The organism is Rhizobium sp. SRI_017, assembly GCF_057586295.1.
Genome location: NZ_JBYCZP010000009.1, coordinates 185,357 through 210,084, shown reverse-complemented (window position 1 = coordinate 210,084; position 24,728 = coordinate 185,357). Strand labels below are relative to the sequence as shown.

Here is a 24,728-nt window from a genome sequence, read left to right as displayed (position 1 = left end):
CGCGTGAGTGGTCGTATCACGCGGCATGATTTTCAGAGCATGTGATGAGCGGGAACTTGTCCAATTTTTGCAATTGGATCGGCTGGTCGGAGTGAGATGATTCGAACATCCGACCCCCTCGTCCCGAACGAGGTGCGCTACCAGGCTGCGCTACACTCCGATTTGCCGACGGGGGGTTCTATAGACCAGGCCTCCGCATTCCACAAGCGGTTTTCGGAGAAAAAATTCTGATGCGGCGGCCGAACGGGAAAAGCGAAAATGACACGGAAATCCGGGGCTTGGGCGCCGGTGTTCAGTATTCCTCATCCGTCTTCATGCGACGGAAGACGTCGACACCCTCTTCCATGGAATCGTAGAAGGTCACGGCGCCGTCGGCCAGGATGCCGACGCGCTTGCAATAGCGCTCCGCCAGGCGCGCGCTGCTGGTAGCCATGAAAAACGTAATCCTGTCGGAATTGTCTTCGACGAATTCATGGATACGCCGGCGGAAATGGCCATCGCCGGCTTCGAACGTATCATCGACCAGGATGAAATCGAAGTTCATGGCAAACAGCACCGCGATCGCCAGACGGTGACGCTGTTCGTTGCTGCATTGCTTGACGATCAGATCCATGTAGCGGCCGAGCTCGGCAAATTCCTGCACGAAGTCATGAGCCGCACGAAAGTCGTGTCCGTAGGTATCGCAGAGGAATCGAAGATTCTGCCGCGCGGTCATGCGCATGTTGATCATGCCGCGAAAACTGGCCGGCCAGGAGATATGCCCGGAGCGGATGATCTCTCCCTCTGTCGGGTTTTCCGTCCCGGCGACGAGACCGATCAGCGTGCTCTTGCCGGCGCCTTCTATCGCCAGGATCGCCGTGCTCTCGCCACGCTCGATCGTCGCGGTGAGGTTTCGGATCGGCCAGGTGAGTTGTTCTCTGTTGCGACGGCTCCGAAATGCCTTCCCGGCATTGTTGAAGCGGATCATATCTCGTCCTCGTCGTCGTCATCGCCCTTGGCGCGGATGATTTCCTTGCGGAACAGACGCTCGACCGCGAGGGACAACAGCAGGACGATCGTCGCGAAAGTGTGCAGATAGACCGGATCGTAGAGCGACATGTAATCCAGATAGGACGTGGAACGCAGCGCCTCCACGCAGTGCAGGAACGGGTTCCAGACGATAATCGCCTGCACTTCGGGCGGCATTGAGGAGGGCATATAGAGCACGCCAGACGCAAACAGCAGAGGCAAGGTCGCGATCTTCCAGAGCGTGCGGTAGATCGACACCAGCGCACCGACCGTCGCATTGAACATGCTCATGGCCACGCAGAAATAGAAGATCGAGCACAGCGCCAGCACGAAATCCTGGAAATTTGTAACCACCTCGATCTGCAGGATACGGGCGACGGCGGTGAAGAAGATCGTCAGCACGATCATCCAGATCGTGAATTCCACGATCACGCGCGCGATCACCACATCAGGCGGCTTTACGGCGCCGAAGCCGAAAAGCGAGCTGTTGCCGGAGATCGCCTTGCCCGACTTGTTGATCGTATTTCGCGTCATTCGGAAGGTGATCAGCCCCGTCAGAAGGAAGAGCGTCGAGCTGTCGCCGAAGGCCGGGCTATAGTGCTTCACGTAGACGCGCAGCAGCAGCATGATGCCGACGAGCAGGGTCGGCTCGACGAGTGTCCAGACATAGGCATAGGGGCTCGCGCCAAAGCGGACTGCGGCCTCACGGAAGATGAGAGCGATGAGGACGCGGCCGTTCATGACGGCACCGCGCCATATCGTATCGCTTGCGCTGATCGTCTGGGCGTTCGCCATCGTCTTCCCGTCGATTAGATTGCGTGGTCGCGGAAGGATCGATAGAGGAACTGCGTCGCCATCCAGGCCGCGAGCAGCACGAGGAATGCGATGAAGCTGTCGAGATAGCGCAATGGGTAGAGCGCAATCTCCGGCCGTGTCGGTGCCACGAAAGTCGCGAAGTAGCGTTCTTGCCGCTGCGCCTCGACAATGGCCGTTTCAAAAGCGGCGAGCGCTGTCGTATAGGCCTGCGTGCCGAAATTCTGCTCGATCGTCAGTTCTTCGAACTTGTTGAGGACTTCCGCCAGATTGGCCTTTTCTTCCGGCGACAAGTCCTTTGGGTTCTTTCCGCTGGCATTGCCGAGCTTTGCCTCATGCTCGGAAAGGGTCGCTTTCGCAGCTTCAATCTGCTTCCGCAATGTCTTGGCCTGGGGTGCATCCGGACTGACCGACTTCAGCAGCGCGCTAAGGCGGGTTTCGAGCGCGCTCAGATTGCCCTGCAGGGTCCGTGTCATTTCGGTCTGCAGCGTGACCAATGCGGTGGGATCGGTTATCTGCTCATCGATGCGCAGCTTACGCATCTCCGCCTGAACCTTCCGAAGCCGCTCTTCGGCGCGGTCGACCTGCTTGGAGGCAACCTGCATGACCTGCTGCCGGTTGGACTCGGACAGCTGATTCACCAGCCGCTCGGATACTTTGAGCACGGCATCCGCGATCGCCTTGGAATCCTCGGCGGTGAAGCCGTAGACATAGAGCGTGGTGTTCCCGGTCGTGGCATTGAAGCTCACGTCGGTCATGTCGCGCCAGTATTCGGTGAACTTTTCGAGCGGCATGTCCGGCTCGATGCGGTAGAGCCAGTCAATGTGATCCCGGGTGTAGAACTGCCGGAGATCGATGCCGAGTTCCTGCTGGACATCCCGAATCAGCTGCAGCGATTCGACATAGCTGGCGACGATGTAGGAATCGCCGGTCTGCGTCGTCGTACCGCCCAGAATGCTTGGAAGGCCCATCGTCGACATCGACGATTGGCTGGAGCCGCGCACGGCGAACTGGGTTTCGACCTGATATTGCGGGCTGGCGAGGAACACGTAGTAGAAAGTGGCGATCGCCGCCGGGATCAGCACCATCAGCAGGAAGGAGATGGCCGTCCAGGGAATGCCCCATTCGCGCGGGGCAGCGGTACTGGTCTTGGCACCCTTGTCGCGCTTGCGCATGGGTTTTTCGGATCGCGCTTCGACCACGCGTCCGGTTGTCGTTGCCGGCAGCGAGGCGCCATCATTGCTCTTGCCCTTGGCTTCCTGGCGCTTCAGTCTTTCGGCGCGCTTTTCCTGGCGGTCGCTCTTGGTGAGTTCGCCCTTGCTGGCCTTGTTGTTGGCGCCCTCGGCTTTCTCGCCCTTGTTCTGCCGGCCCTGGCGTCGTTCCCTGGCCGGCGGCGCATCGTCACTATCGGGCGTCTGTCGGGGGAGTTCCGCGCCGATGTCGCGGAGTGCCGCGGCCTCGAGGCCCGCAAAAATGTCGTCATTGGCGACCGGCTGCTGTGGCGCGGCGCGATTGGCTTGCGGTTGTTCGACGGCCGGCTGGGACGTCTGCGGCTGATAGGTCGCAGCGCGCGCTTCGGCGAGTTGCTGGAAGGACTGTCGCGGCTCCTGCGGCTGGTAGGATCCTGTAACCCGTGCCTCCTGCGGCTGATAGCCGGGTCGCACGTCCTGTGGCTGGTATCCGACTGGCCGGGTGAGTTGCGGCTGCTGTGCGACCGGCCTGACGTCCTGCGGCTGGCGCACCGTCGGCGACGCCTCGAGGGCTGCACGTGCGGCCGCATCGGGATCCTGAATACTCCGGGTCAGTGGCCGCTCGTCCGGGAAGGGGCGCAACACTGCCTGATTGTCGAAGGGGCGCGCATTCGCATCGCCGCCTTCGGCCGGCGTCTCGCGCCGGCTCTCATCATTGTCAGGGGCCGCCGGACCGGGGCGGAGAATAGAAGAAAGTGGGGTGTCCAATTTGAATTTCCGTTACAAGGGCATTCATTTGGGGCCAGTCGCCCGCGACCCGCCAGCAGGATTTTTAGAGCTGGGGCACCATGCGTGAAACGATAGCATTTCGCAGATTGCGCCCCTCTACCGCGTCGCAATCTATTATAAATGCAATGTGCCAACAATATGAATTTAATTACAGAAACGGTCGGAGCGTGAACGGTGGCACATTCCGGCTTACGCCAACACGGATTTCGTGTAGAGGGAATTTCGACAGCATGCCCCCGACCGGAACGGCCCCGAACGCATGGAAATCACCGAGAAGATCGCGCTGATCATACCGATCCGGCTGACCGGCGCCACCTACGAAGGGGAGCTGCGACTGTCTCGCATCTGCGAAGCAGTGCCGCAGGACCTGTTCGAGATCCTGATCTCCGACTACGGCACGCCGCCGGAGCACCGCGGCCCGCTGGATGCGGCAGAGGCGAAGGGCATCCGTGTCGTCCGCCATCCATCGCCGCATCCGCTCTTCTCGATCGGTCAGGCGCGCGATTTCGGCGTACAGATGGCAACATCGCCGGTCGTGATCTTCAACGACATCGATTTTTTCGGCACCGAAGCGATGTACCGCGCGATCCACGCTGAGGCCATGCGGCGCAGGATGCCGGAGAATCTCTTCGATTTCTTCTGCGTACCGGTGCTGTTCCTCACGGAGGAGGGGACCAGCGAATGGCTCGCCGCGTCTGATGAAGCAAAACCCTTTGCCGGCGGCCTCACGGTCGAGGCGCTGGAAGCTGATCGCTTCCGCATCCAGTCGGTCGCCTATGGCAGTTCGGCGATGGTGGTGAACCGCCACCATTATCTCTCGGTCGGCGGCCACGATCCGCGCTTCACCGGCCATGGTGCCGAGGATTACGACCTGCTCCACCGGCTGGCGACGCTCGCGCCGAAAGGCCCGCGGCCGCACGACTACTTCACCGACTACAAGGACAACAACGTTAGGCAGTTCTGGGGTTTCCGCCCGTTCTTTGCGCTCTATGGCCTCGACCTCCTGCCGTCGGGTGTCCACCTCGTCCATCTCTGGCACCCGCGGCGCATGGAAAAGGGCTATTTCCGACCCGGTCGAAATTTCCGCCTGCTCAAGCGGGTGATGAAGCGATTCGACAGGTCGGGCGACCAACCCATGCCGCTCGCCCATCTTGCCGGCGACGGCGGAAAATGGCTGGTCGTCTATCGCAGCGAGCGCGATCTCGCGCTGCTGCGCCAGCTTCTGCCGATGAGTGCGGGTTACCGCGCGATCCGCGCGCGCAGCTACCTCCAGGCCGGCAAACGGCTCTGGAAGCTTCAGCTTGCCGGGATCAATCGCGTGCTGATCGCGCCATCCCTTACGGGAAATGCCGGCGATCTCACGCCGCATCTTCCGCCGGCCGCGCACATATTCTGGCTGCAGGAACCGGACGAAGCCGCGGGCGTTGCTTTTCGCGGTAAGGACGGCGATGTTGTCGCCTCCGGCACGGTACACATCATCGCCAATCCAGCGGGGCGCGCCCTCATGACCTATTGGCAGGAGGTCAAGCTTCCCGGCCTGCCGCGCCTTGCCTCCGGCATCATTCCCCCGGCACAGGACGCTGGCGCTCCGCTCTTCGCCAGTTTCGGCCGCGAGCAGGTGCTGGTGAAGGACAAGAAGACCCGGCCGGTCCGGAAGAAGAAATCACCGATTCTCGTCCGCATCCGCCGCTGGATCACCGGTTATTGAGCGTCCGGCTTGCTATCGGCCCGAGGCCGTATTAATCGAAACGCCTCATTCGCCCGCCGGGCTCAACACGGGTTCATCCATGCCGCGCATGATCATGCACATCGGTGCACACAAGACCGCCACTTCCTACATGCAGAAGAAGCTGGCGCTCAATGTCGACCTCCTGAACCGGCGCAACATCCACTACGATCCCCTCGACATCTTCCGCAAGGAATTCACGCCGTTGCTCAACGAAGGCGTGACGCGCGAGAGCGAATGGATCCGTGAACTCCGCGGCACCGCCAGGGGCATGAATGTCCTCGTCTCGGAGGAGAATATCATGGGCGTACCGGGTGATCTCGTGCGCGAGGGACAATATTACATCCGCGCTCGCGACCGGCTTGCACGCGCCTGCCAGCTGCTCGGCAATTCGAGGCCTGAGATTTATCTCGCACTGCGAGAATATTCCGGCTTCACCGTCTCGATGTACAGTGAATACATCAGGCACCGCGAGTTCCTCAAATTCGAGAACTATCTCGAGATCTACGAGAAATCCGGCTTCAGCTGGGTCAGGATCATCGAAGACATCGTCGCCGCCGTTCCGGAGGCCAAGCTCAGCGTCTGGGACTTCGCCAATTTCCGCAAGACCGAGAAAGACGTGTTTCAGGCCATGCTCGGCTTCGATCCCGATATCTTCCACAATCCGGAAGGCCCAGTGCGCGAATCCTTCTCAGAAGTCGCCGTCCGCGCCTTTGGGGCGCTCAGCGGCGCGCTCAGCCATGCCGAAATGAAGAAACTGATCAACCCGATCGCGCGCAACCTGCCGAAGGGCGATCAATATCCCGCCTTCGATCCGCACCAACAGGACACCAAGGAGAAGATGCGGGCGCAATTCAAGGCCGATCTGGCAACCATCGCCGCGCGGTTTCCGCAAGTTGCCTTTATCGGTTGATATGGGGTGGTGGCCCTACGCCACCACGGCGTCCTCGTCGTCCTCGCCGCCTTCGCCTGCGATCTTGAAGCGGGGATCGAGGCTGCCATCGCGCTTCAGGCTCGAATGCAGGTCGAACGCAAAGGCCCATTCTGCCATCAGCTTGGCCCGGGTTTCGGGCAAAAGCGTCATGTCGCCCTCGGGCGAAACATTCATCTTGGCGAGCTCGATCGGCTTCTTGGTGCGCTCCTCGATGAGCTGATAGAGTCCGGAGAGATCTTCATAGGGATAGATCCTGTCACAGCCGATGCCGCCATCACCGCGGAGCGCGACGCCGCAGGGGCTACCGAGACTGGCAAAGCTTTGCCGCTCTGCCTTGGGCTTGAGCACCTCACCGACGAATTCCTCGAAGCTCACATTGCCGGTATAGTTGCCGCGCTGCTTCTTGTTGCTGGCATCCTTTAGCGCATCGCGAGTCCGGTAGCGATACCAGCTGCCGAGCCAGTCGACCGGCTCGCGCATCACGGAAACAACCTCATAATCCGCGCGGTCGAGTCCGGCCTGGCCCTTGATCCACGGCGCCACGAACCGCATGAATTTGCGGTACTGCATGTGCTTGAGCTGCGGCGGATTGTTGACCGTAATCGAGGCGCGCGGCGCCAGCGCATTGTCGAGCGCCGTCGTTCCGGTCTTCGGCTGGCTGAGGATCACCAGCCGCGCGTGATAAAGAAAGATCATTGGGCGGTCGCCGTCCTTGCTTCAAGCTCGGCACGGCGGATGGGAAGAAGTTCTTCGCGCCTTTTGACGCACCAATTGTAGATCTCGTAGTCGGTCTTGTAGAATTCCTGGACATTCTTGCGGCCGAGTTCGGAAACGGTCTTCTCGAAGCCATCAGGGGTGCGGTGCGCGCCGTAGTCGTCCGTCGGCAGTTCGATTTCAGGGGAGACGCCGAGCAGCGATCTGAGCAAGCCGAAATCGCCGTCGAAGGATTCGGTGGAGGCGATGAAGTAGATCCGGTCCTTCTCTTTTTCCAGCAGCTCGACCGAACCCAGATAGTGTTGATAGGCCTTGCGGAGGTGCCGGATGGCAATCATCGCGTCGAGAGCCTGCTGGCGGCGTTCCTGATCCGGATCGCTGAGCGCTTCGGCCAATTGATTTGGGGTCTTGAAATGGCCGAAGGCGACGACCTCGCCCGGCCCCCATTCACCGTGGTGACGTGGCCAACCCTGGCGCAGGCGGCTGTTGAAGGCAGAAATGTAACGTTGCACCGGCTCGCGGATGAAGAACATCACATGCTCGCAGAGTTTCTCCGCGACGACGTCCTTCAAGCCGGTCCTGTGCTTGTAGCACTTGACGAATTCGCCCACGCCCAACTTGTTGTTCGCCTTGAGCACGGCATTGGCGGCAGTGCCACCTGTCTTGCCGATATGGAGCATTCCGTACTTATCCATCTGATACCTGCCTGTGTTTTTGCCGGGCGCTCAACGCGTCTTGTTGTAGAACTCTTCGCCGAACGCCTCAATCAAGTAGTCCGCCTGCGGTTTCGTCATTTCCCTGATGGCATCGGCCACCCAATCGGGCACCTCGATCTCCCGCGTCTTGTGGACCTGTTCGGTCACAGCCTGATAGTCGTCGAACCGCTTGGCGCCAACAAAATCTTCGACCTGGTGCAGCAGGCCAACCGGATCGGTCTTGAGCATGCCGAACGGCAGGAAAAGCAGTCGGTCCGCACTGAAGCGGGATTGCCAGATGGGAATCGAGGAGCTGTAGGCGCCACGCAGCTGGCGCGTTATCGAGTCGATGAACTTCTGCCATTCTGCCTCTTTCCGGGGCACCGTCTTGGATCGGGAGACGAGCATCTTGAACTGCGACATGCTGCGCGCGAATGGTTCGCGGATGATCGCGATGAACTTGGTTGTCGGCAGCACCCTGACGACCTTCTCCATCTCTTCGGGCGAGAGCTCGAGATAGGACGGCGTGATTTCTCCAGTCACCCTTTCCCTTGCATCCGGATGATCGAAGATCGACTTGTACCAGGCGTCCGAGAACATGTGGTCTCCGACCAGCGTGCGCAGGAACGCGATCTTGTCGGCGCCGGGGGACCCTTTCTGCGGCTTGCCGCGTTCGAACCGCTCGATAAGGCCCTCGACATGCTCGCTGCGCCGCGCGCGCTGCTTGGCGGTCGAGTTCTGCCGGTCGAAATAGTGCAGTTCCTTGAGCGGCGGCAACCAGATTGACGGATTCTGCGCCAGCATGTCGTAGAGCCAGGTCGTGCCGGCCTTCTGTGCACCGATCCCGATGAAGTCAGGCATTGCCATATGTCGTCCTCAAACCTCACTGCCGGCGCCGTCGCGCCATCTGTGTCCCGCGCGGGTAGCCCGCGTTATTTGTGTTCTCTGCCAAGCGCACCGACGGCGAGCCGCATCAGGTCGCCATAATTGCCCCGCGCCGCAAGTGTGCCCTCGACATAAAGCCCGCCATCGTCGGGCGGGCTTTCGAGAAAGAGTGCCTCGCGGCCGAACCAGTGCCTGGCCGCCGAGGCGTTGGACACCGCGAAACGGTCGAGGATCGCCTGCCGTTCGGCCGCAGTATAAAGCGTCTTGGCGTTGCATCCTGCCGATTTTGCGGCAGCCTGCAGAAATTCGATGATCGCAACCCGCTCCGGGTTCTTGATCTCGTACATCCCGACCGCCCGAACATACTCCAGCATCTCGGTCGGCAGGCTGTCATTCTGCAGCGCATCGGTCATTTCGAGCTTCGAACCGTCAATGCCAACAAGCGCAAAGAAATCGCCGATCGCATCCGTTACCTGGCCCTTCTCGATGACGCGAACATGGACCTTTTCGCGTCCGAGCGCACCGCCCCACAGCCCGAGCATCTTGTCGAAGTCGAGCCAATAGAACTCATCGAGACATCCCATGAATTCTTGCGGCGTCATCACCGAATGGCGCTTCGAGAACGGCCATTTGACATGCTGGTTGTACCAGCTCATCAGCCAATGGTCCTGCCGCCTCAGATAGACGATCGCCTCGACGTCGTAGATCTCCTTGAGCGGCGCGAGCCATTCGAGATCGCGGTGGATGCAGAAGTCCTCGCCGCTCAGGATGATATGGCTTTCGCCCATATAGGGCTCGAGCTGTTTCACCAACCCCTTGCCGCTCATCTTGCCGCGATGAAGCCCCCAGGCGATGTCCTGATGGTTCGTTCCCTTGAAGGGATAGCACTTGCCCTGTGCCTTCAGCCGGTCGCGGTTGGCGGCGAGCCCGCGCTGCAGCCCTGTCGTCCCCGTACGGTGGATACCGACATGGAGCGTCAGCCGGCCACCCTGTGTCGCGCGCTTCTTCCAGAACATGCTAGAGCCAGTTCCCACGGCACATTAGGCCGAGATGGATAAGCTGTTCAGGCGACTCGTAGCGCGTGCTCACGCCGTCCTCGTAGAGCACTTCCCGGTTCTCACGCACATAGCGCTCATATTCAGCACCGCCGGAGAAATGCTCCTTGCGGTTCATCTCCTCCGACGCCTTGTCCTTGAGGCTCGCGAAGAACTTGAAATGGAAAAGCGCACCCGTCGGTGTCGGATTGAACCGGTCCTGCACCCGCATCAGTCGCATCGGCTTGATGTCGTGCATGGAGCTGACATAGCGGAAATGAAAGCGCCACCAGACAACAGGGATCTTGTTGAGCGCCGGCGACTTGGCCGGATCGCGGCGATTGTGCACCCGCATGCGCGGGCCGCCGCGGGTAAAGGTCGGCATCGCCCGCGTGCCCACCTGCACATAGCCGTCGCGGTCGAAGAACGGCGCGACGTCCCAAGGGTTATCGCCCGACTTGTAGACCGTCTCGTTGAGTGGCTTGTCGGAATAGGCATCCAGCATCACGGCATGGAAGGCCTCGCGCTTCTCCATTCGCATATACTCGCCGAGTTCCTTGAGATTGCGGCTTTCCATGCAGGGATAGACGAGGAATTCGTCGGGATCGACAGTGACGCAGAGATGGCCGGTTCCATATTTCCTGAGAAGGAAATTGCACCATTCCATGCCGAAATTCGACGCCTTGTAGCCGGCCTTCGTATGCCAGACGCTCACATCAGGCTGCTGTTTCGCCCAGTCCTGGAAGCCGTCGGTGGAATCATTGTCGATAACAAGGAAGTGGTTGACGCCGAGCTTGCGGTAATAGTCGACGAAATAGGGCAGGCGGAACAGTTCGTTCCTGAGGCACATGAAGAGCAGCACGTCGCTCTTCTTGATTTCCTTGGTGCGGTCGACCGTCAGCTTTAATTGCTTGCCGAAGCGCCTGAGACGCATCTGATAGCTGAACTGGTTGGTAACGATCGAGAGGATCTGGTTCGCGTTCACTGTCCCACCCCCCGCGAGGCTTCGGTCAGCTCGGAATTGCCGATGTGACGCGCATTGGACTGCAGTTCGAGCCCGGAGGTGAAGAGCTCCGGGAGCGCCACGGGAAAGTTCAGTTTCAGCAGCCGCCAGCGGGCATGCAGGTCCGACAGCGTGCTGACCGAACGGCGCCAGTCATCGGGCAGATCGGCGATCATTTCATCGACGCTGATCGCATTGACGGACTGTTCCATCGCACCGAGCTTTTCGGTCAGCGGCCGCACGGCATCGCCATGACGGAAACGCAGCGCCGTCTGCCAGTCATCCGCAGAGGTCTCGGCCGTCATGTTGGCCGTCTTGAGATAGGCCTCGGTGCGGAGCCGGTAGTCGGCCGGCACGATCGCCTCGATCGCGGCTTCCATTGCGCGGAAGCTCTGCACCGGCGCTGCTGCGGCCTTGCTGGCGCCAACGCCGCCGATCGTCAGCGTCCAGTAAAGCTGGCGCATGATGTCGCTGTCGTGCTCGGGCATGACGGGCAGCACGATCGCGTTGCGGCTCAGCATCAGCGCCATCTCGCCGGCGGGATCGTCGCCCGGGCAGATTTCGATAACCGGCAGGTCATCGATGCGATCAAGGATGCGCGTAAAGTAGGACGGTCGGTCGAAATCGCGGATCAGGTCGTCATCTGCGTGCAGACCGCGGAACACCTTCACGCCGGGGCCGAAATCCACCTTGGCCGGATGCAGCACGCGACCGAGCACCGTCAGCCCAGGCACATTGCGGATGGCATCGGATGCCCGGCGAACCAGCTTCGGTGGCCCGTAGAGAATTGCGAAGCTCTTGGGGCAGTTTTCCAGGACGTCGGACCAAAGACCGGCATTGCGATGCTGGAAGAGCGCCGGCGTCAGTGGCGAGGCCTTGGGCAGCTCGGCGATCATTTCCTTGTAGGGGAAGACGAAGCGCTTGGAAAAATCGATCTTCACCGGTTCTGCCGGGGCGGGTTGCTTGGCGACGTCGATCAGATGCGCGCGCAGCTTCTTCGCCGACGATGAAACCTTGCGGGCGAAGAAGAAGGGCAGGTCCTTGATCATCTCGATATGGTCATCGAGAAGCACGATCGGTTTGCCCCAGTCGTTGAAGTGGAAGAAGGTCAGGTTCCGCCGCGCCAGATTGTCGATATGCGTGAACTTGAACGCCATGGTCTGGAAGTAGAGCTCGTCCGGAATCCAGGTCGTCGAGAAGAAGAAATAGGTCAGCGGATGCTTCTGGATATAGTCCAGGATCTTCTCACAAAGGTTCCATGACAGGCACCACCACTGCGACCCGAAACGCGGCTCGAGCGCGCGCGGAAAACGGCGCTTCGGCCAGAACATCCGCTGCAGCTGGAAGTGCCAGTTGAACAGCTTCTGGTGGGTCTGATGGTTGAAGAAATGCCAGTACTGATAACGTTCCTTGCGAAGACCGCCGATCATCCAGTTGGAATCATAGGCTTCGATGAATTCAGTCTTTGGATGAGCATCGAGGAACTGCGACAATTCCCTGAGCGGCCGGATCGGCATGCAGGCGCCCGAGATCAGCATCACGCGATCGCAATCGAGTTTCTCCCGGCGAATGACGCGGAGCGCGCGCACGACCGCATCGACAAGCGCGAAGTTGCCCCAGCCGCATTTCAGCCGGTCCTTGACGAGGAAGATCTTCTTGGAATCCGCAACCCGCGACTTCAACCGCTCATACTGCTTGGCCGGCGCATTGAGGTCGTAGTGGATCACCGCATTGGCATGCGGATCCCATTCAGTCAGCAGGTTGGCAAGGTCGGCGACATGGTCGGCATTTTCATGCGCCAGGATTATGAACGTGATTTTCGCCATCAGGACCGATCGACTTCGACAAGCGGCCCGGTTGATCCGCCCCGCGGGACTTTCCGGGTTCTCATGGGGGCAAGCGTTTAGCCATGACGGCGGGAGAAAGCAATATGAGGTGGCGATTTCGCTGGGCGTTGCCGCCCACGAACGCGGTCGCAAGATTATATTGCGGCTCCGGGACGTTAGAGGGGTACATATGCTGCTCGCAAAAATGCGATGGGAAGGAGGCAACGTGACCTGCTTTGTCATTAGGACACCAGATGACGATGACATCGGCTTTCTGCTATTTGCCGGGCACGAGGGCGACTGGCCGCCGCCGGGTAGGATTGATTGCGTCTTCACGGGTTTCCCGCACGATTCCACACTGGGCGACGATCCGCATGGACGCTTCGTCCTGGAGCACAAGCACATGGAATGGGTTGCGGAGGTAAGCTACACGGAGGAGGAAATGACTGTGATCGTTGACTTGAGCACAGGTTGGACATTTGAGTTGAAGAGCAATGAAGTCGGAAACAATTGGCGCGCCAGACATGGCGACGAAAGCATTTGTGGTACCGGAGAGTTTCTCTGACGTCGAATCCAGTCAGTTCCCCCAGGGAAGCAATTCGCCGGCGAACAGGGACTATCGCGCCCGCCAACCGCTCGCTATAGAGTCGCATCCGCCGAACCAGCCCGAAATCCCGCCCGCATGAAAGTTCTCGTCCATCTGGGCGTCCACAAGACGGCCACCACCTTCATCCAGAGTCAGCTTGCCAATAACCGGCAGGCGCTGGCCGAGAAGGGATTCGGCATCGCGGGCATCTGGGCCGTGAGGAAGCGCTTCACCAATCTCTTCGACCGGCTCGCCTGGTTCGATCCTGTTTGGCGATCCCTCACCCGGCCGACCTTGCGCCGCAAGCTCGGCAAGCTGATGGGCGAAAGCGAGGGCATCCACACCTTCCTGCTCTCCGACGAAAATCTCACGGGCACGATCTCCGCCAACTACTTCTTCGGCCGCCTCTATCGCTGGGCCGGGATGCGCACGAAGATCTTGGAAAGCGTGCTCGCCGGTCACGACACGCATTATTTCCTCTGCATCCGCCGCTATCCGGACTATCTGGTCTCGTCCTGGCTGCAGCTCGCCTCGAAGGGCAAGCCACCGGCCTTCGAGAAATATGTCGAGAAATTCTCACCCGATCGCCGCGGCTGGGCCGAGCTCGTATCCGATCTTGCGGCTGCGGTCGGCAAGGACCGGCTGACCGTCTGGACCTATGACTGGTTCGCGGAGGACCCGCGCCGCGTCTTCGACATGCTGGCGCCCGGAACCGATTTCGTGCTCGCCGAGGAGGAACTCAAGCGCGAGATCCTGCCGTCGCTGACGATCAAGGGTTTGAACGTGATCAGCCTGCTCGAGGAGCACCTGACGAAGAGTGAGCTCAAGCGCATGAGCCGCTTCGTGCGCAATTTCACGTTCGACGAGCCCAATCCGAGGCTGGAAATCACCGATCCCGCGCTGCTGGCAGCCTATGACGCGAAGTTCCGCAATGACCTGGAGCGCATCCGTGCCCTCGGCGTCGAACTCCACGCGACTTGATTCAGGACAAGGCGCACCACAGATTTCCGGACGATATCGCTATCAGGATGAATTCAGGAGAACGTGATGTACAAGAAGATCGTCGTACCGGTGGATATGGGCCAGATGGACAAGGGCGAGAAGATCCTCGCCAAGGCCCAGGCGCTGCTCGACCAGGGCGGCAGCATCGTCCTCGTCAGCATCGTCGAGGCGGTCCCCACCTACCTGACCATCGACCTGCCCGTCGATTTCATCAATGTGTCGGTCAAGGATGCGGAAGCGAAGCTTGCCGCGCTGGACGCGAAATTCTCGGCGAATGCCAAGCAGATCGTCCGCGTTGGCTCTCCGGCCCGCGAGATCATGGACGTCGCCGAAAAGGAAGCCGCCGACCTCGTCATCATTGCCTCGCACCAGCCCGATTTCAGCAACTACCTGATCGGCGCGACCGCCGACCGCGTGGTGCGTCACGCCAAGTGCTCGGTGCTCGTGGATCGGTGAGGCGGGGGATCGGGGGTATTCCAGTCACGGCGGCGGGATTCCATGCTCGACATTGGTCCTGCCACTAAGGTAACTCCGCTTTTGCTTCTTATGTCCTATTGTCGTCATATCGGAATGATCCGATACTGGTGACGAAGCAGATGAGAGGCTCAGGATGACGCCGATTCACGATCTGGTCCGGCGGTACGATGTCAGCGAGATCATCGCCGACGGTGTTGTGCATGGCATCGGCGTCGTGGCCGCGTTGATTGCGGTGACGGCGTTGATCTTCTACGCCACCGTCTGGGGAACGCCCGGCGCGCTTGCAGCCTCGTGGATTTACGGCATTGGTCTTGTGACCTCCCTTGGGGTCTCGTTCGCCTATAACATCTGGCCGCGCTCGCCGGTGAAGTGGGTGCTGCGGCGGTTGGACCATTCGGCGATCTTTATCCTGATATCCGCGACCTACACGCCCTTTCTCGTCGCTGCGCTGCCCGATCCGGTGGTGCTCGGCAATCTGATCGGTCTCTGGTGCGTGGCGTTGTTCGGCATCGTGCTGAAATGCGTCTGGCCCGGACGCTTCGACAAGCTCACCATCCTGCTCTATCTGGCGATGGGCTGGAGCGGCGTTGCGCTTTATTCGCGCCTCTACGATGTCCTTTCACTCGCCACGCTCATGCTGATCATCATCGGCGGCGTCATCTACACGACCGGCGTCGTCTTCCATCTGTGGGAACGCCTGCGCTTCCAGAATGCCATCTGGCATGGCTTCGTCGTCACCGCCGCCGGCGTCCACTATGCCGCAGTACTGACCTGTGTCGTCGGCTTCTCGGCGTGAGGCTTGCTGAGATCTCCGCTTCTCCCCTTGGGCAGAAGCGGAGGTGAACTTGGCCTTCCTGGCCCCAATTCCTGCGCAAAACGCAAATACCGGATGGCCATGGCGGGATTTGCCCTTTATCCCAGTATTCGAACCGACCGAGGGTAGGGGAATTTGGAATTAGCCACGACAGCCAGCCTGTTCGCGCCGCTGCTGGGTGCAGCACTTTCGCCCCTGCTCGTCCGCGTGTTCGGCCATAACGCGGCCTGGCTTCTGGCGCTTTTCCTTTTTGTGCCGTTTCTGGTTTTCCTCGGCCATCTCGATATGGTTTCTGCCGGCACCGCGATGTCAGGCGGCTTTGCCTGGAGCCCGACACTCGGCGTCGACTTCGCCTGGCGGCTCGACGGGCTGTCGCTCACCTTCGCGCTGCTGATCTCCGGCATAGGCACGCTGATCGTGCTCTATTCCGGCGGCTACCTGAAGGGCCATCCGGGGCAGGGGCGGTTCATCGCCTTCGTCCTGATGTTCTCCGCGGCGATGCTGGGTGTGGTTGTCTCCGACAGCCTGCTGATGCTCTTCATCTATTGGGAGCTGACCTCGATCACCTCCTTCCTGCTGATTGGCTTCGATAATGAGCGCGAGCGTGCCCGCCGCGGCGCCTATCAGGCGCTGATCGTCACGGGCGGTGGCGGTCTCTGCCTGCTCGCCGGCCTGCTGCTGATCGGCCAGATCACCGGCATCAGCACGCTGAGCGGCGCCATCGCCGCCTCCGCATCAGTCGTCGATCATCCGCTCGCCTCTGCGGCACTGGTGTTGATCATTCTCGGCGCCTTCACCAAGTCTGCGCAATTCCCGTTCCATTTCTGGCTGCCCAACGCCATGGAGGCGCCGACGCCGGTTTCGGCCTACCTGCATTCCGCCACCATGGTGAAAGCGGGTGTCTATCTGCTGATGCGGCTCTATCCGCTGTTCGGCGATTTCGCACTCTGGCAGACCGTTCTGCCGCTGTTCGGTGGCCTGACGCTGGTCATCGGCGCGTTCCTCGCGATACGCCAGACAGATCTCAAGCTGATGCTGGCCTATACGACCGTCGGCTCGCTCGGCCTGCTTGTTATGCTTGTTGGTATCGGCGGCGAGAAGGCAATCGAGGCGGCGGTGCTCTATCTCGTCGCCCACGCTCTCTTCAAGGGTGCCTTGTTCATGATCGCTGGCGTCATCGACCACGAGACCGGCACGCGCGACATCACCCGCCTCGGCGGTCTTGGCCGCGCCATGCCGATCACCTTTGCCGCGGCGCTTCTCGCCGCCTGCTCGATGGGCGGCATCCCGTTCTTCGCCGGCTTCATGGCGAAGGAGGAGATCTACGCGGCGCTCACCCTTCCGCAACTGTCTTTCCTTGCCGCACTATCAGGCAATGCGATGATGTTCGCCGTGGGCTTCGCCATCGCGCTCAAGGTTTTCCTGGGCGCACGGGCTGCTTCCTCCCTCTTCTCCCCAGCGGGGAGAAGTGCCGAGCGTATGCGAGGCGATGAGGGGGTGGCCGCAGGCCCCGAGAGCAAGCCCCCCTCATCCGACCCTTCGGGCCACCTTCTCCCCGCCGGGGAGAAGCGGGAGCATCCCGCGCCGCACGACGGGCCCGTGTTGCTGATGGCCGGACCGGTCATCCTCTCAATCGCCGGCGTGGTGGCCGCGCTGCTGCCCAGCCTGCTGCACGCGACAATCTCCTCGCCCATGGCCTCCGCGATCGCGGGCCATCCCGTCGCCGTCACGATGTCTGCCATCCCCCACATTTCGCTGCCGTTCCTGCTGTCGCTGGTCACGATCGGCTTCGGCGTGCTGATCCTCTTCTTCCTGGATACCATCCGCGCTGCCGCAGCCCGCCTGCTCGATATCATCGGCTGGGGACCCGACCGCGGTTTCGATCAGTTCGTCGCGGCGACCGTGCGCGGCGCTTGGCATGTTTCTCGCCTCGTCCAGCCCGGCCGGCTGGAAATCTACCTGACCGTCGTCTTCATCGTTATTGCCGCGAGCCTCCTCTATCCGCTGGTGACCTGGAACGAGTTGCCCGCCTGGCCCACCTGGCCCGCCATGCAGATCCACGAGTCCGCCTTCATCCTCATCGCGCTGATCGGCCTCGTCGCGGTGCTCTCCGCCAAGAGCCGGCTGACCGCGGTCGTCGCCCTTGGCATCCAGGGCTTCGCCGTCGCCGTGCTCTATCTGCTCTTCGGCGCACCCGATCTCTCCTTCACCCAGTTCATGGTCGAGACCCTCGCCGTCGTCATCCTCGCGCTGATCATGACCCGCCTTCGCCTCGACGTGACCGACCATCGCGGCCTCGGGCAGAAACTGCTCGACGGCACGATCGCCATCGCCTGCGGCCTGGGTTTCACACTGTTCCTGTTCCGCGCGATTGAGCTGCCGTTCAATGCCGAGCTTACGCGGTTCTTTTCCGAGCACGCCAAGACTGTCGCCCATGGCGCGAATGTCGTGAACGTCATCATCGTCGACTTCCGCGGCGTGGACACGCTGGGCGAGATCGCCGTCGTCACCATCACCGGCCTCGCCATTCTGGCGCTGATCCGCCTGCGCGCGGCACCTGTCGGACGTGCCTTCAACGATCCCGACGCGGACGAAAGGGAGCGGGCATGAATTCCGTCATCCTCCGTACGCTCGCACCCTTCATCACGCTTCTGATGTTCGCGTTCTCCGTCTTCGTCACCCTTCGCGGCCACAATTCGCCGGGTGGCGGTTTCATCGGCGGGCTGCTCGCCGCCTCCGGCATCGCGCTTTATGCAATCGCCTTCGGGGTCGAGCCGACGAGACGCTTGCTGCGTATCCATCCGCTCTCGATCGCCGCAAGCGGCCTCATTCTTTCCGCGGCCTCGGGGCTCGTCTCGGCCCTCTATGGCGTGCCTTACATGACCGGCCTCGGGTTCGACATCGGCATCGACGTCTCCACCGTGATGAGCTTCGACATCGGCGTCTATCTCGTGGTGACAGGCGCTTTTTCCTCGATCCTCCTCGCGCTCGAAGAAAGGGACGACGGATGATCGAGACGCCGCTCATCCTCCTCGACGGCCTGTTCTTTGGGGCCGCGATCTATCTCATGCTGTCGCGCCACATCGTCCGCATCCTGATCGGCGTGGCGCTGCTCGGCAATGCGGTGAATCTTCTGCTCTTCGTCGCCGGCCGCGTGACCCGTGAGATCCCGCCGGTCATCACCTCGGGCGAAACACTGCCCGCCACCGCCGCCAACCCGCTGCCGCAGGCGTTGATCCTGACCGCCATCGTCATCTCCTTCTCCTTCTTCGCCTTCCTGATGGTGCTCGGCTACCGCGCCTGGCAGGCATTGGAGACGGACGATACGACGGGGATGCGGTTTGCGGAGCCGGAGGAAGCAGGACCGCCAGGGGTGGAGTATTGATGACCGCACCTCTCTCATTCCTATGGCGCATCTCCTTCTCGAACTGGGGCTATCGTACATGGAACCGCGGTGCAGCTCGCTCCCGCTTCTCCCCTTGGGGAGAAGGTGGCCCGCAGGGCCGGATGAGGGGTTCCCATGAAACCCGCTGCTTGTGGCTGAAAACCCCTCATCTGCCCTTCGGGCATCTTCTCCCCAAGGGGAGAAGCGGGAGCGAGGTGCCGCGCACTGGTGAAAATACATCCCCAGTAGTCCTGCCCTCAAGGGGGGCGATGCCCGGCAGGGCAGAGGGGGGTGTGCTCTCATGCTGACCGTTCTCGCCGCCACCGCGCCTGCCGACCCCACCACAATCTTCGTCCCCGATCCGACCCCGGCCTCCTGGCTCGTCATCCTCCCCGTCGTGCTCTGCCTCATCGCCGGCGCAGCCACCGCGGTGCTCCGCAGAAATGTCCGCCTCCATGCCCCGATCGCCATCGCCGCCCTCGCGCTGCTGGTGCTGATCGACGCACTTCTGCTCCACCAGGTCGCCACCCATGGCCCGATGACCATGGTCATGGGCCGCTGGCTTCCACCCTTTGGCATCGCCTTCACCGTCGACATTCTCGGGGCGTCTCTGGCGATGGTCGCAGCCCTCGTGGCCCTTGCCGCCGCCATCTATGCGCTACCCGATATCGACACGCTCCGGCGCCGCTACGGCTTCTACCCCTTTACTCTATTCCTGATGGCCGGCGTCTCCGGCGCCTTCCTCACAGGCGACGTCTTCAATCTCTATGTCTGGTTCGAGGTGCTGCTGATCTCGAGCTTCGGCCTCATCGTGCTCGGCGGCGAGCGTGAGCAGATCGACGGCGCGATGAAATACGGCCTGCTCAACCTCGTCGGCACGACGCTGTTCCTGATTGCGGTCGGCTATCTCTATGCCATCTTCGGCACCCTCAACATGGCCGACATCACCGTGAAGGTCGCCAGACAGAGCGATCAATTGCCGCTGATGACATTGGGTACGATGTTCTTCGCCGCCTTCGCCATGAAGGCCGCAGCCTTCCCGGTCAATTTCTGGCTTCCCGCCTCCTATCACACGCCACGCATCACCGTCTCCGCGCTCTTCGCCGGCCTGCTCACCAAAGTCGGCATCTATGCCATGCTGCGGGTGCTGGTGATGCTGATGCCCGGCGTGACGCTTACATTGTCGCCGCTGATCGGCGGCGTCGCCATCCTCACCATGCTCTCCGGCGCCATCGGGGCTGTCGCGCAGACCGATCTCCGCCGCGCGCTCGGCTATTGGGTAATATCAGGTATCGGCATCATGCTGGCAGGCATCGCCATCGGAAACGGCCAGGCCATGGCGGCCGCCATCTTCTACGCCTTCCATTCCATGGTGGTGATATCGGCGCTCTATTTCCTGGTGGGGTTGGTAGCCCAGCGGGCAGGGGGCTTCGCGCTCGGCACCATTGGCGGGCTCTGGTCGTCATCGCCGCTGCTTTCGGCTCTGGCACTTTCCTTGTTCTTTTCCGTCGCCGGCCTGCCGCCTTTCTCCGGCTTCTGGCCCAAGGCCATGCTGGTTTCCGCAGCGCTCGACGCCGAACGTTGGTGGCTCGCTGGTGCCATTCTGCTCTCCGGCTTCCTCATCACCTTCGCCGCGGGGCGGATCTTTCTTCTCGCCTTCTGGCGTCCGGCACCGGAAAGCGCAATAAAGCGGTCGGCGGCACTTGCTCCGGCATCCATGACCGTTCTCGTCCTCCTCACGCTGGCAACGACGGCTGTGGGTTTGTGGCCCGAACCGGTTGCCGCGCTCTCGAAGGCGGCCGCCTTCGCCGTCCTCGAGCCGGAATACTATCTCCGTTCCGTCTTCCCGGAGCCGCGCTTATGATTCGCCCCTACCGGATCCTGAAATTGCTCGCCGTCTTCCTCCGGGAATTCACGGTCTCGGTCTTCCGCGTTGCGCGGCTCGTGCTCTCACCCCGCATGCGGTTCAAGCCGGCCGCCTTCCGCTTCCCGCTCGCGCTCACCAGCGACCGGCAGATCACGCTGCTCGCCAACCTGATCACGCTGACGCCGGGCACGCTCACCGTCGATGTCACGGAGGATCGCTCGGCCCTTATCGTCCACGCCATCGATTGCCCCGATGTCGATGTCGCGCGTGCCGAAATCCGCAATGGTTTCGAGCGGCTGATCCGGGAGGCTTTCGCATGATCGTCACTACGGCCATCCATATCGCGCTCGCGATCCTGATGCTGGCGCTGGTGATGACGGCGATCCGCGTCATCATCGGTCCGACGCTCGCCGATCGCGTGCTCGCGTTGGATCAACTCGTCGCGATCGCGATCGGCTTCATCGCTGTCATTGCGGTGAAGACCGGCTTCGAGCTCTATGTCGACATCGCCCTTGCTCTGGCGCTCGTCGGCTTTCTCGCAACGGCGGCCTTTGCGCGCTACATCTTCATCCGCGGCCGCGGGGAGGGCGACCAGCCATGATCGAAACGGTCCTCGCCTTCCTCATCGCAGGCTTGATCCTCGTCGGCGCTGGTCTGACCTTCCTCGCGGCGCTGGGGTTGTTTCGCTTGCCGGATCTCTTCACGCGCATGCATGCGGCCTCAAAGGCCGGCACGGCCGGGTCGGGCCTGCTTCTCGTTGCTGTTGCCATCCAGTCCGGCGAGGCCGACACCTGGTTCAAATGCTTGGCTGCCGTCGCCTTCTTCTTCCTGACAGCGCCGGTCTCCGCCCACTTGCTGGCCAAGGCGGCTGTCCGCCAAGGCCAAATACTGCCGCCGCCGGAAGGGGACGTCCAAACCCACGCTCCCGGCGCCGATGACGGTCCGCATATTCAACGGTGAAATGAGGTTCCGGCGTTCATCCTGAGCATTTGCTCAACAATACTTTTCCTTATGGCGCCAAAACCGCTAAGGTTTTGTCGTTTATGAGGTTTCTGCGATTGTATAATTCTCCGATCGCAAGATATCGAACTTCATCTACAACTTGTTCATGCCGTGAAATCTATCGCTCATACCGGATATATCGACTGTGTTCACTGATCGGATGCAGAGCGTCGTCTGCTTCTGTTTCAAAAAGTCGAAAATAACGGTTTACAATCGTCAAAAAAGTGCTACTCCGGACCAAGTAGAGCTTGAATGTTGATTCAGAATTGAACCGTATATTCGACGGTTCTCCCACGGTCCAAGGGCAAAATCCAACCTGCCCGAATGACTGTTGGGGTGTTCGGATATAGTTTAGGTCGTTTCGACATTTTTCAAGCGTCGACGGCATCGTTGGGATCCTAGGGGTAGTTTCTCGGCAGAAATGCTTTCGTCGCCGGCTCTGCGATTGGTCGCTGTAGGTGTTTCGCCTGCAGCAGGGCAGTGATCACTCAGGAGAACAAAAATGAATGAAATGGTGACCGTGGGCAACAAAGAGTTGCTGGTTGAACTGACGGCTGAAATTGTCGCCGCCTATGTCGGCAACCATGTGGTTCCCGCGGCGGACCTTCCGTCCCTTATTGCCGATGTGCATACTGCACTGTCCGGCACGACGGGCCAGGAAGTTGTGGTGCCGGTGGTCGAGAAGCCGAAGCCGCCCGTGCCGATCAAGAAGTCGGTGCATAACGACTACCTCATTTGCCTCGAAGACGGCATGAAGTTCAAATCGCTGAAGCGCCACCTCATGACCCATTACGGCATGACTCCCGAGGAGTATCGCGAGAAGTGGGAACTTCCGGCCGATTATCCGATGGTCGCTCCCGCCTATGCCGAGGCGCGCTCGCGTCTCGCCAAGCAGATGGGCCTCGGCCAGGGCCGCAAGAAGCGCGCCTGATCTCCTGATATCAAGGACGATCCAAAAGCGGCCCATGTGGCCGCTTTTTTTTGCTTCACGGGATAGGAAAAATATCCTCTATCGGCGCGAATTGTGTTAGTTTCAATTCTGAATTGAAGATGGGGGCTTTTCTTGGTTCAGTCCTTGTGTAATATAGGAATATATTCCTTTATGTGCGAGGAGAATCCCGTTGACCCATCCCTTTGCCTCCAGCCTTTTCGAGCCCGATCCTTTCGAGGGCCTTTCCATCGACGTACCCGACGCGATCCGCGAGCGGCTGCGGCGGCGATGCCAGGCGCCGCGCGACTTCTCGAACACCGATGATCTCCAGTTTACACCGCGCCTCGGCGAGCCGACCTTGATCCGCAAGGTCACGCTTCCCGGCCATCGACGTTCGCTGGGTTTGCGCTCGGCCTGCAACGCTGTGCGCTTGGTTTCGGGCGAGATGCTGACGCTCACAAGCCCGAAGACCGGTTTCGAGCGCGATCGCCGCTTTGCCATCAGCCATGTCCAGCAGATCGCCATGTATGTTTGCCACGTGGCACTGCAGCTTACCATGACCGACATTGCTCGCGGCTTCGGCCGTGATCGCACGACGGTCGGCTATGCCTGTGCGAAGGTCGAGGATCGTCGCGACGACCGCGCCTTCGACGATCTCGTCGGCGCCGTCGAACGCGTCGTCAACACTGTCTTTGCCGGGAAGCGTGCCCATGTCTAATGCAGGTAGGATGGATAAGTCATGGGCGCGCCTTCTGCGCTTTCTCGGAAGCGAGGGCTGCGGGATCGTGGAGGAGGGGGCCACGACGTGCCTTGCACGGCCTGACGACACCGAGACCATAGTCGGGTCAGATGTGGTCATTGCCTGCGTCAAGCGCGGCCTCGCGGTTCGGAGGGGCGACAGGCTGGTCGCGACCCGCGAAGCACGTTTCTGGCTGCGCCGCTTCCTCGCCGAGCGTGACGAGGCCTTCCTCGACCAGCATCGAAATGTGGTGGCCGCCGAGATGGGTCACGGTGCCAAGCGTGAGACGGTGTCCATCAACCTCACCGCAACGCCTCTCGCCGCACTCTCCCGGCTCAAGGATCGCACGGGCGGCACCTGGCTGCCGCCTGATGCCGTCGAAGCCGGCGAGAGGTTGGCGCGCGATTTCCATTATGGTGCGCTCCAGCCACGTATTACCCAGAGCTACGAAGCCAGGGTCGGCGACCGCATGCGACCTGGCCCCGGCGCGGCCGCCGACCTCAAGGACAGCGTCGTCGCCGCACGCCTCCGCGTCGCCTCGGCCGTCGACGCCATGGGGCCGGAACTCTCCGGCGTGGCCCTCGATGTCTGCTGTTTCGAAAAGGGACTTGAGACGGTCGAACGCGAGCGCCAATGGCCGACGCGCTCCGCCAAGCTCATGCTGAAGACGGCGCTGCTGCAGCTCCACCGCCACTACAACCCACCGGCGCCACCGCCGTCCAGACGCAGCCACGCCTGGGGCGCCGACGGTTATCGGCCGGAATTCTCAGATTGATTGCGAAAGGGCGACCTTGGCTCAAGCCGCCGCCATCCGCGCCGTCGCTTCCGACTGGATCCGCACCACCATCGACCGCAGGCCGTTGGCGCGCTGTGCCGAGAGATGCTCGATCATGCCGATCTTGCGGAACGTCTCGAGCGCATCGAGCCGGGCGACTTCCGATGCCGGCTTGCCGGAATAGATGGCGAGAACGATCGCGACCAGTCCGCGCACGATATGGGCGTCGCTGTCGCCGCGGAAGGTGAGGATCGGATCCTTGCCGTCGCCCGTCTCGGTGACGAGCCAGACCTGGCTCGCGCAGCCGCGCACCTTGTTGTCGGCCGTCTTGTCGCTATCGGGGAGATCGGGCAGACCTTTGCCGAGTTCGATCACGTAGCGGTAGCGGTCTTCCCACTCTTCCAGATATTCGAAGTCGTCGAGTATGTCGTCAATCTTGGCCATGGGGACGATATAGCCACTCGCGCGCGCGAATGAAAGACGGGCAAAAAAGAACGCCGTGAAGCGGGGCTTCACGGCGCGTCAAAGAGAGC

The 24,728-nt window shown here is 61.2% G+C and carries 26 protein-coding genes and 1 tRNA gene; 16 read left to right on the top strand and 11 right to left on the bottom strand.

Features of this window, described 5'->3' with window-relative positions; genetic code table 11:
- Positions 1-83: 83 nt before the first annotated feature.
- The 4 genes from AC2YI2_RS20695 to AC2YI2_RS20680 form a co-directional block, all read right to left on the bottom strand.
- Positions 84-160 (bottom strand) — tRNA-Pro (locus AC2YI2_RS20695).
- 132 nt (positions 161-292) lie between these two features.
- Positions 293-967 (bottom strand): ABC transporter ATP-binding protein, encoded by a 675-nt coding sequence (locus AC2YI2_RS20690; RefSeq protein ID WP_487388380.1) that lies wholly within the window; start codon positions 965-967, stop codon positions 293-295.
- The gene (locus AC2YI2_RS20685; protein WP_487388379.1) at positions 964-1,803 is read right to left on the bottom strand and encodes an ABC transporter permease; all 840 of its coding nucleotides are present in this window, start codon (positions 1,801-1,803) and stop codon (positions 964-966) included. The genes AC2YI2_RS20690 and AC2YI2_RS20685 overlap by 4 nt, the downstream gene beginning before the upstream one ends.
- 14 nt (positions 1,804-1,817) lie before the next feature.
- Positions 1,818-3,779 (bottom strand): KpsE/RkpR family capsule polysaccharide export protein, encoded by a 1,962-nt coding sequence (locus AC2YI2_RS20680; protein WP_487388378.1) that lies wholly within the window; start codon positions 3,777-3,779, stop codon positions 1,818-1,820.
- Between the two features lie 280 nt (positions 3,780-4,059).
- Here AC2YI2_RS20680 and AC2YI2_RS20675 point away from each other — a divergent pair, with 280 nt between their 5' ends.
- Positions 4,060-5,508, top strand: a complete 1,449-nt coding sequence (locus AC2YI2_RS20675) for a hypothetical protein (RefSeq protein WP_487388377.1) — start codon at positions 4,060-4,062, stop codon at positions 5,506-5,508.
- Between the two features lie 79 nt (positions 5,509-5,587).
- Positions 5,588-6,439, top strand: coding sequence for a hypothetical protein (locus AC2YI2_RS20670; protein ID WP_487388376.1), 852 nt, complete (start codon positions 5,588-5,590; stop codon positions 6,437-6,439).
- A 15-nt stretch (positions 6,440-6,454) separates the two neighbouring features.
- Here the strand turns inward: AC2YI2_RS20670 and AC2YI2_RS20665 are convergent, their stop codons facing one another.
- From AC2YI2_RS20665 to AC2YI2_RS20640, 6 genes are all read right to left on the bottom strand, one after another.
- Positions 6,455-7,156, bottom strand: coding sequence for a sulfotransferase family protein (locus AC2YI2_RS20665; RefSeq protein ID WP_487388375.1), 702 nt, complete (start codon positions 7,154-7,156; stop codon positions 6,455-6,457).
- Positions 7,153-7,869, bottom strand: coding sequence for a sulfotransferase family 2 domain-containing protein (locus AC2YI2_RS20660; protein ID WP_487388374.1), 717 nt, complete (start codon positions 7,867-7,869; stop codon positions 7,153-7,155). The genes AC2YI2_RS20665 and AC2YI2_RS20660 overlap by 4 nt, the downstream gene beginning before the upstream one ends.
- 30 nt (positions 7,870-7,899) lie before the next feature.
- On the bottom strand, positions 7,900-8,736 hold the full coding sequence (locus AC2YI2_RS20655; RefSeq protein WP_487388373.1) for a sulfotransferase: 837 nt from the start codon (positions 8,734-8,736) through the stop codon (positions 7,900-7,902).
- 65 nt (positions 8,737-8,801) lie between these two features.
- Positions 8,802-9,770 (bottom strand): hypothetical protein, encoded by a 969-nt coding sequence (locus AC2YI2_RS20650; RefSeq protein WP_487388372.1) that lies wholly within the window; start codon positions 9,768-9,770, stop codon positions 8,802-8,804.
- A 1-nt stretch (position 9,771) separates the two neighbouring features.
- Complete coding sequence (locus AC2YI2_RS20645) at positions 9,772-10,773, bottom strand: glycosyltransferase family 2 protein (RefSeq protein ID WP_487388371.1); 1,002 nt, start codon at positions 10,771-10,773, stop codon at positions 9,772-9,774.
- Positions 10,770-12,617 carry a beta-1,6-N-acetylglucosaminyltransferase gene (locus tag AC2YI2_RS20640; protein WP_487388370.1) on the bottom strand — a complete coding sequence of 616 codons (1,848 nt, stop codon included), beginning with the start codon at positions 12,615-12,617 and terminating at the stop codon, positions 10,770-10,772. Before AC2YI2_RS20640 ends, AC2YI2_RS20645 begins: the two co-directional genes overlap by 4 nt.
- On the opposite strand from AC2YI2_RS20640, the gene AC2YI2_RS20635 reads away from it, so the two are divergent.
- From AC2YI2_RS20635 to AC2YI2_RS20570, 14 genes are all read left to right on the top strand, one after another.
- Positions 12,604-13,182, top strand: a complete 579-nt coding sequence (locus AC2YI2_RS20635) for a hypothetical protein (RefSeq protein ID WP_487388369.1) — start codon at positions 12,604-12,606, stop codon at positions 13,180-13,182. The two genes, AC2YI2_RS20640 and AC2YI2_RS20635, sit on opposite strands and share 14 nt — an antisense overlap.
- Before the next feature lie 117 nt (positions 13,183-13,299).
- Positions 13,300-14,184, top strand: a complete 885-nt coding sequence (locus AC2YI2_RS20630) for a hypothetical protein (protein WP_487388368.1) — start codon at positions 13,300-13,302, stop codon at positions 14,182-14,184.
- A gap of 66 nt (positions 14,185-14,250) precedes the next feature.
- Positions 14,251-14,661: a universal stress protein gene (locus AC2YI2_RS20625; RefSeq protein ID WP_487388367.1), complete on the top strand. Its 411-nt coding sequence runs from the start codon at positions 14,251-14,253 to the stop codon at positions 14,659-14,661.
- 154 nt (positions 14,662-14,815) lie between these two features.
- Positions 14,816-15,478 (top strand): PAQR family membrane homeostasis protein TrhA, encoded by a 663-nt coding sequence (gene trhA, locus AC2YI2_RS20620; protein WP_487388366.1) that lies wholly within the window; start codon positions 14,816-14,818, stop codon positions 15,476-15,478.
- Between the two features lie 153 nt (positions 15,479-15,631).
- Entirely contained in the window at positions 15,632-18,106 is a 2,475-nt protein-coding gene (gene mbhE / locus AC2YI2_RS20615) for a hydrogen gas-evolving membrane-bound hydrogenase subunit E (RefSeq protein ID WP_487388365.1), read from the top strand.
- Positions 18,103-18,507, top strand: a complete 405-nt coding sequence (locus AC2YI2_RS20610; protein ID WP_487388364.1) for an MnhB domain-containing protein — start codon at positions 18,103-18,105, stop codon at positions 18,505-18,507. Before mbhE ends, AC2YI2_RS20610 begins: the two co-directional genes overlap by 4 nt.
- Entirely contained in the window at positions 18,504-18,881 is a 378-nt protein-coding gene (locus tag AC2YI2_RS20605; protein WP_487388363.1) for a Na+/H+ antiporter subunit C, read from the top strand. The genes AC2YI2_RS20610 and AC2YI2_RS20605 overlap by 4 nt, the downstream gene beginning before the upstream one ends.
- A 304-nt stretch (positions 18,882-19,185) precedes the next feature.
- Positions 19,186-20,745: a Na+/H+ antiporter subunit D gene (locus AC2YI2_RS20600; protein WP_487388431.1), complete on the top strand. Its 1,560-nt coding sequence runs from the start codon at positions 19,186-19,188 to the stop codon at positions 20,743-20,745.
- Complete coding sequence (locus AC2YI2_RS20595; protein WP_487388362.1) at positions 20,742-21,068, top strand: Na+/H+ antiporter subunit E; 327 nt, start codon at positions 20,742-20,744, stop codon at positions 21,066-21,068. The genes AC2YI2_RS20600 and AC2YI2_RS20595 overlap by 4 nt, the downstream gene beginning before the upstream one ends.
- Positions 21,065-21,349, top strand: a complete 285-nt coding sequence (locus AC2YI2_RS20590) for a cation:proton antiporter (RefSeq protein ID WP_487388361.1) — start codon at positions 21,065-21,067, stop codon at positions 21,347-21,349. Before AC2YI2_RS20595 ends, AC2YI2_RS20590 begins: the two co-directional genes overlap by 4 nt.
- Positions 21,346-21,708 carry a monovalent cation/H(+) antiporter subunit G gene (gene mnhG / locus AC2YI2_RS20585; RefSeq protein ID WP_487388360.1) on the top strand — a complete coding sequence of 121 codons (363 nt, stop codon included), beginning with the start codon at positions 21,346-21,348 and terminating at the stop codon, positions 21,706-21,708. Before AC2YI2_RS20590 ends, mnhG begins: the two co-directional genes overlap by 4 nt.
- Positions 21,709-22,252: 544 nt before the next feature.
- Positions 22,253-22,681: a Ros/MucR family transcriptional regulator gene (locus tag AC2YI2_RS20580; protein ID WP_487388359.1), complete on the top strand. Its 429-nt coding sequence runs from the start codon at positions 22,253-22,255 to the stop codon at positions 22,679-22,681.
- 190 nt (positions 22,682-22,871) lie between these two features.
- Entirely contained in the window at positions 22,872-23,399 is a 528-nt protein-coding gene (locus tag AC2YI2_RS20575; RefSeq protein WP_487388358.1) for a helix-turn-helix domain-containing protein, read from the top strand.
- Positions 23,400-23,409: 10 nt separating this feature from the next.
- Positions 23,410-24,195, top strand: coding sequence for a DUF6456 domain-containing protein (locus tag AC2YI2_RS20570; protein ID WP_487388357.1), 786 nt, complete (start codon positions 23,410-23,412; stop codon positions 24,193-24,195).
- Between the two features lie 21 nt (positions 24,196-24,216).
- Here the strand turns inward: AC2YI2_RS20570 and AC2YI2_RS20565 are convergent, their stop codons facing one another.
- Positions 24,217-24,639 (bottom strand): SufE family protein, encoded by a 423-nt coding sequence (locus AC2YI2_RS20565; RefSeq protein ID WP_487388356.1) that lies wholly within the window; start codon positions 24,637-24,639, stop codon positions 24,217-24,219.
- Positions 24,640-24,728: the final 89 nt, after the last annotated feature.

Excerpts from the sequence above, each read along its gene's own strand:
- AC2YI2_RS20690 (WP_487388380.1), bottom strand. The coding sequence starts at position 967 with ATGATCCGCTTCAACAATGCCGGGAAGGCATTTCGGAGCCGTCGCAAC.
- AC2YI2_RS20685 (WP_487388379.1), bottom strand. The coding sequence starts at position 1,803 with ATGGCGAACGCCCAGACGATCAGCGCAAGCGATACGATATGGCGCGGT.
- AC2YI2_RS20675 (WP_487388377.1), top strand. The coding sequence starts at position 4,060 with ATGGAAATCACCGAGAAGATCGCGCTGATCATACCGATCCGGCTGACC.
- AC2YI2_RS20670 (WP_487388376.1), top strand. The coding sequence starts at position 5,588 with ATGCCGCGCATGATCATGCACATCGGTGCACACAAGACCGCCACTTCC.
- AC2YI2_RS20665 (WP_487388375.1), bottom strand. The coding sequence starts at position 7,156 with ATGATCTTTCTTTATCACGCGCGGCTGGTGATCCTCAGCCAGCCGAAG.
- AC2YI2_RS20660 (WP_487388374.1), bottom strand. The coding sequence starts at position 7,869 with ATGGATAAGTACGGAATGCTCCATATCGGCAAGACAGGTGGCACTGCC.
- AC2YI2_RS20655 (WP_487388373.1), bottom strand. The coding sequence starts at position 8,736 with ATGGCAATGCCTGACTTCATCGGGATCGGTGCACAGAAGGCCGGCACG.
- AC2YI2_RS20650 (WP_487388372.1), bottom strand. The coding sequence starts at position 9,770 with ATGTTCTGGAAGAAGCGCGCGACACAGGGTGGCCGGCTGACGCTCCAT.
- AC2YI2_RS20640 (WP_487388370.1), bottom strand. The coding sequence starts at position 12,617 with ATGGCGAAAATCACGTTCATAATCCTGGCGCATGAAAATGCCGACCAT.
- AC2YI2_RS20630 (WP_487388368.1), top strand. The coding sequence starts at position 13,300 with ATGAAAGTTCTCGTCCATCTGGGCGTCCACAAGACGGCCACCACCTTC.
- AC2YI2_RS20625 (WP_487388367.1), top strand. The coding sequence starts at position 14,251 with ATGTACAAGAAGATCGTCGTACCGGTGGATATGGGCCAGATGGACAAG.
- trhA (WP_487388366.1), top strand. The coding sequence starts at position 14,816 with ATGACGCCGATTCACGATCTGGTCCGGCGGTACGATGTCAGCGAGATC.
- AC2YI2_RS20610 (WP_487388364.1), top strand. The coding sequence starts at position 18,103 with ATGAATTCCGTCATCCTCCGTACGCTCGCACCCTTCATCACGCTTCTG.
- AC2YI2_RS20605 (WP_487388363.1), top strand. The coding sequence starts at position 18,504 with ATGATCGAGACGCCGCTCATCCTCCTCGACGGCCTGTTCTTTGGGGCC.
- AC2YI2_RS20595 (WP_487388362.1), top strand. The coding sequence starts at position 20,742 with ATGATTCGCCCCTACCGGATCCTGAAATTGCTCGCCGTCTTCCTCCGG.
- AC2YI2_RS20590 (WP_487388361.1), top strand. The coding sequence starts at position 21,065 with ATGATCGTCACTACGGCCATCCATATCGCGCTCGCGATCCTGATGCTG.
- mnhG (WP_487388360.1), top strand. The coding sequence starts at position 21,346 with ATGATCGAAACGGTCCTCGCCTTCCTCATCGCAGGCTTGATCCTCGTC.
- AC2YI2_RS20580 (WP_487388359.1), top strand. The coding sequence starts at position 22,253 with ATGAATGAAATGGTGACCGTGGGCAACAAAGAGTTGCTGGTTGAACTG.
- AC2YI2_RS20570 (WP_487388357.1), top strand. The coding sequence starts at position 23,410 with ATGGATAAGTCATGGGCGCGCCTTCTGCGCTTTCTCGGAAGCGAGGGC.
- AC2YI2_RS20565 (WP_487388356.1), bottom strand. The coding sequence starts at position 24,639 with ATGGCCAAGATTGACGACATACTCGACGACTTCGAATATCTGGAAGAG.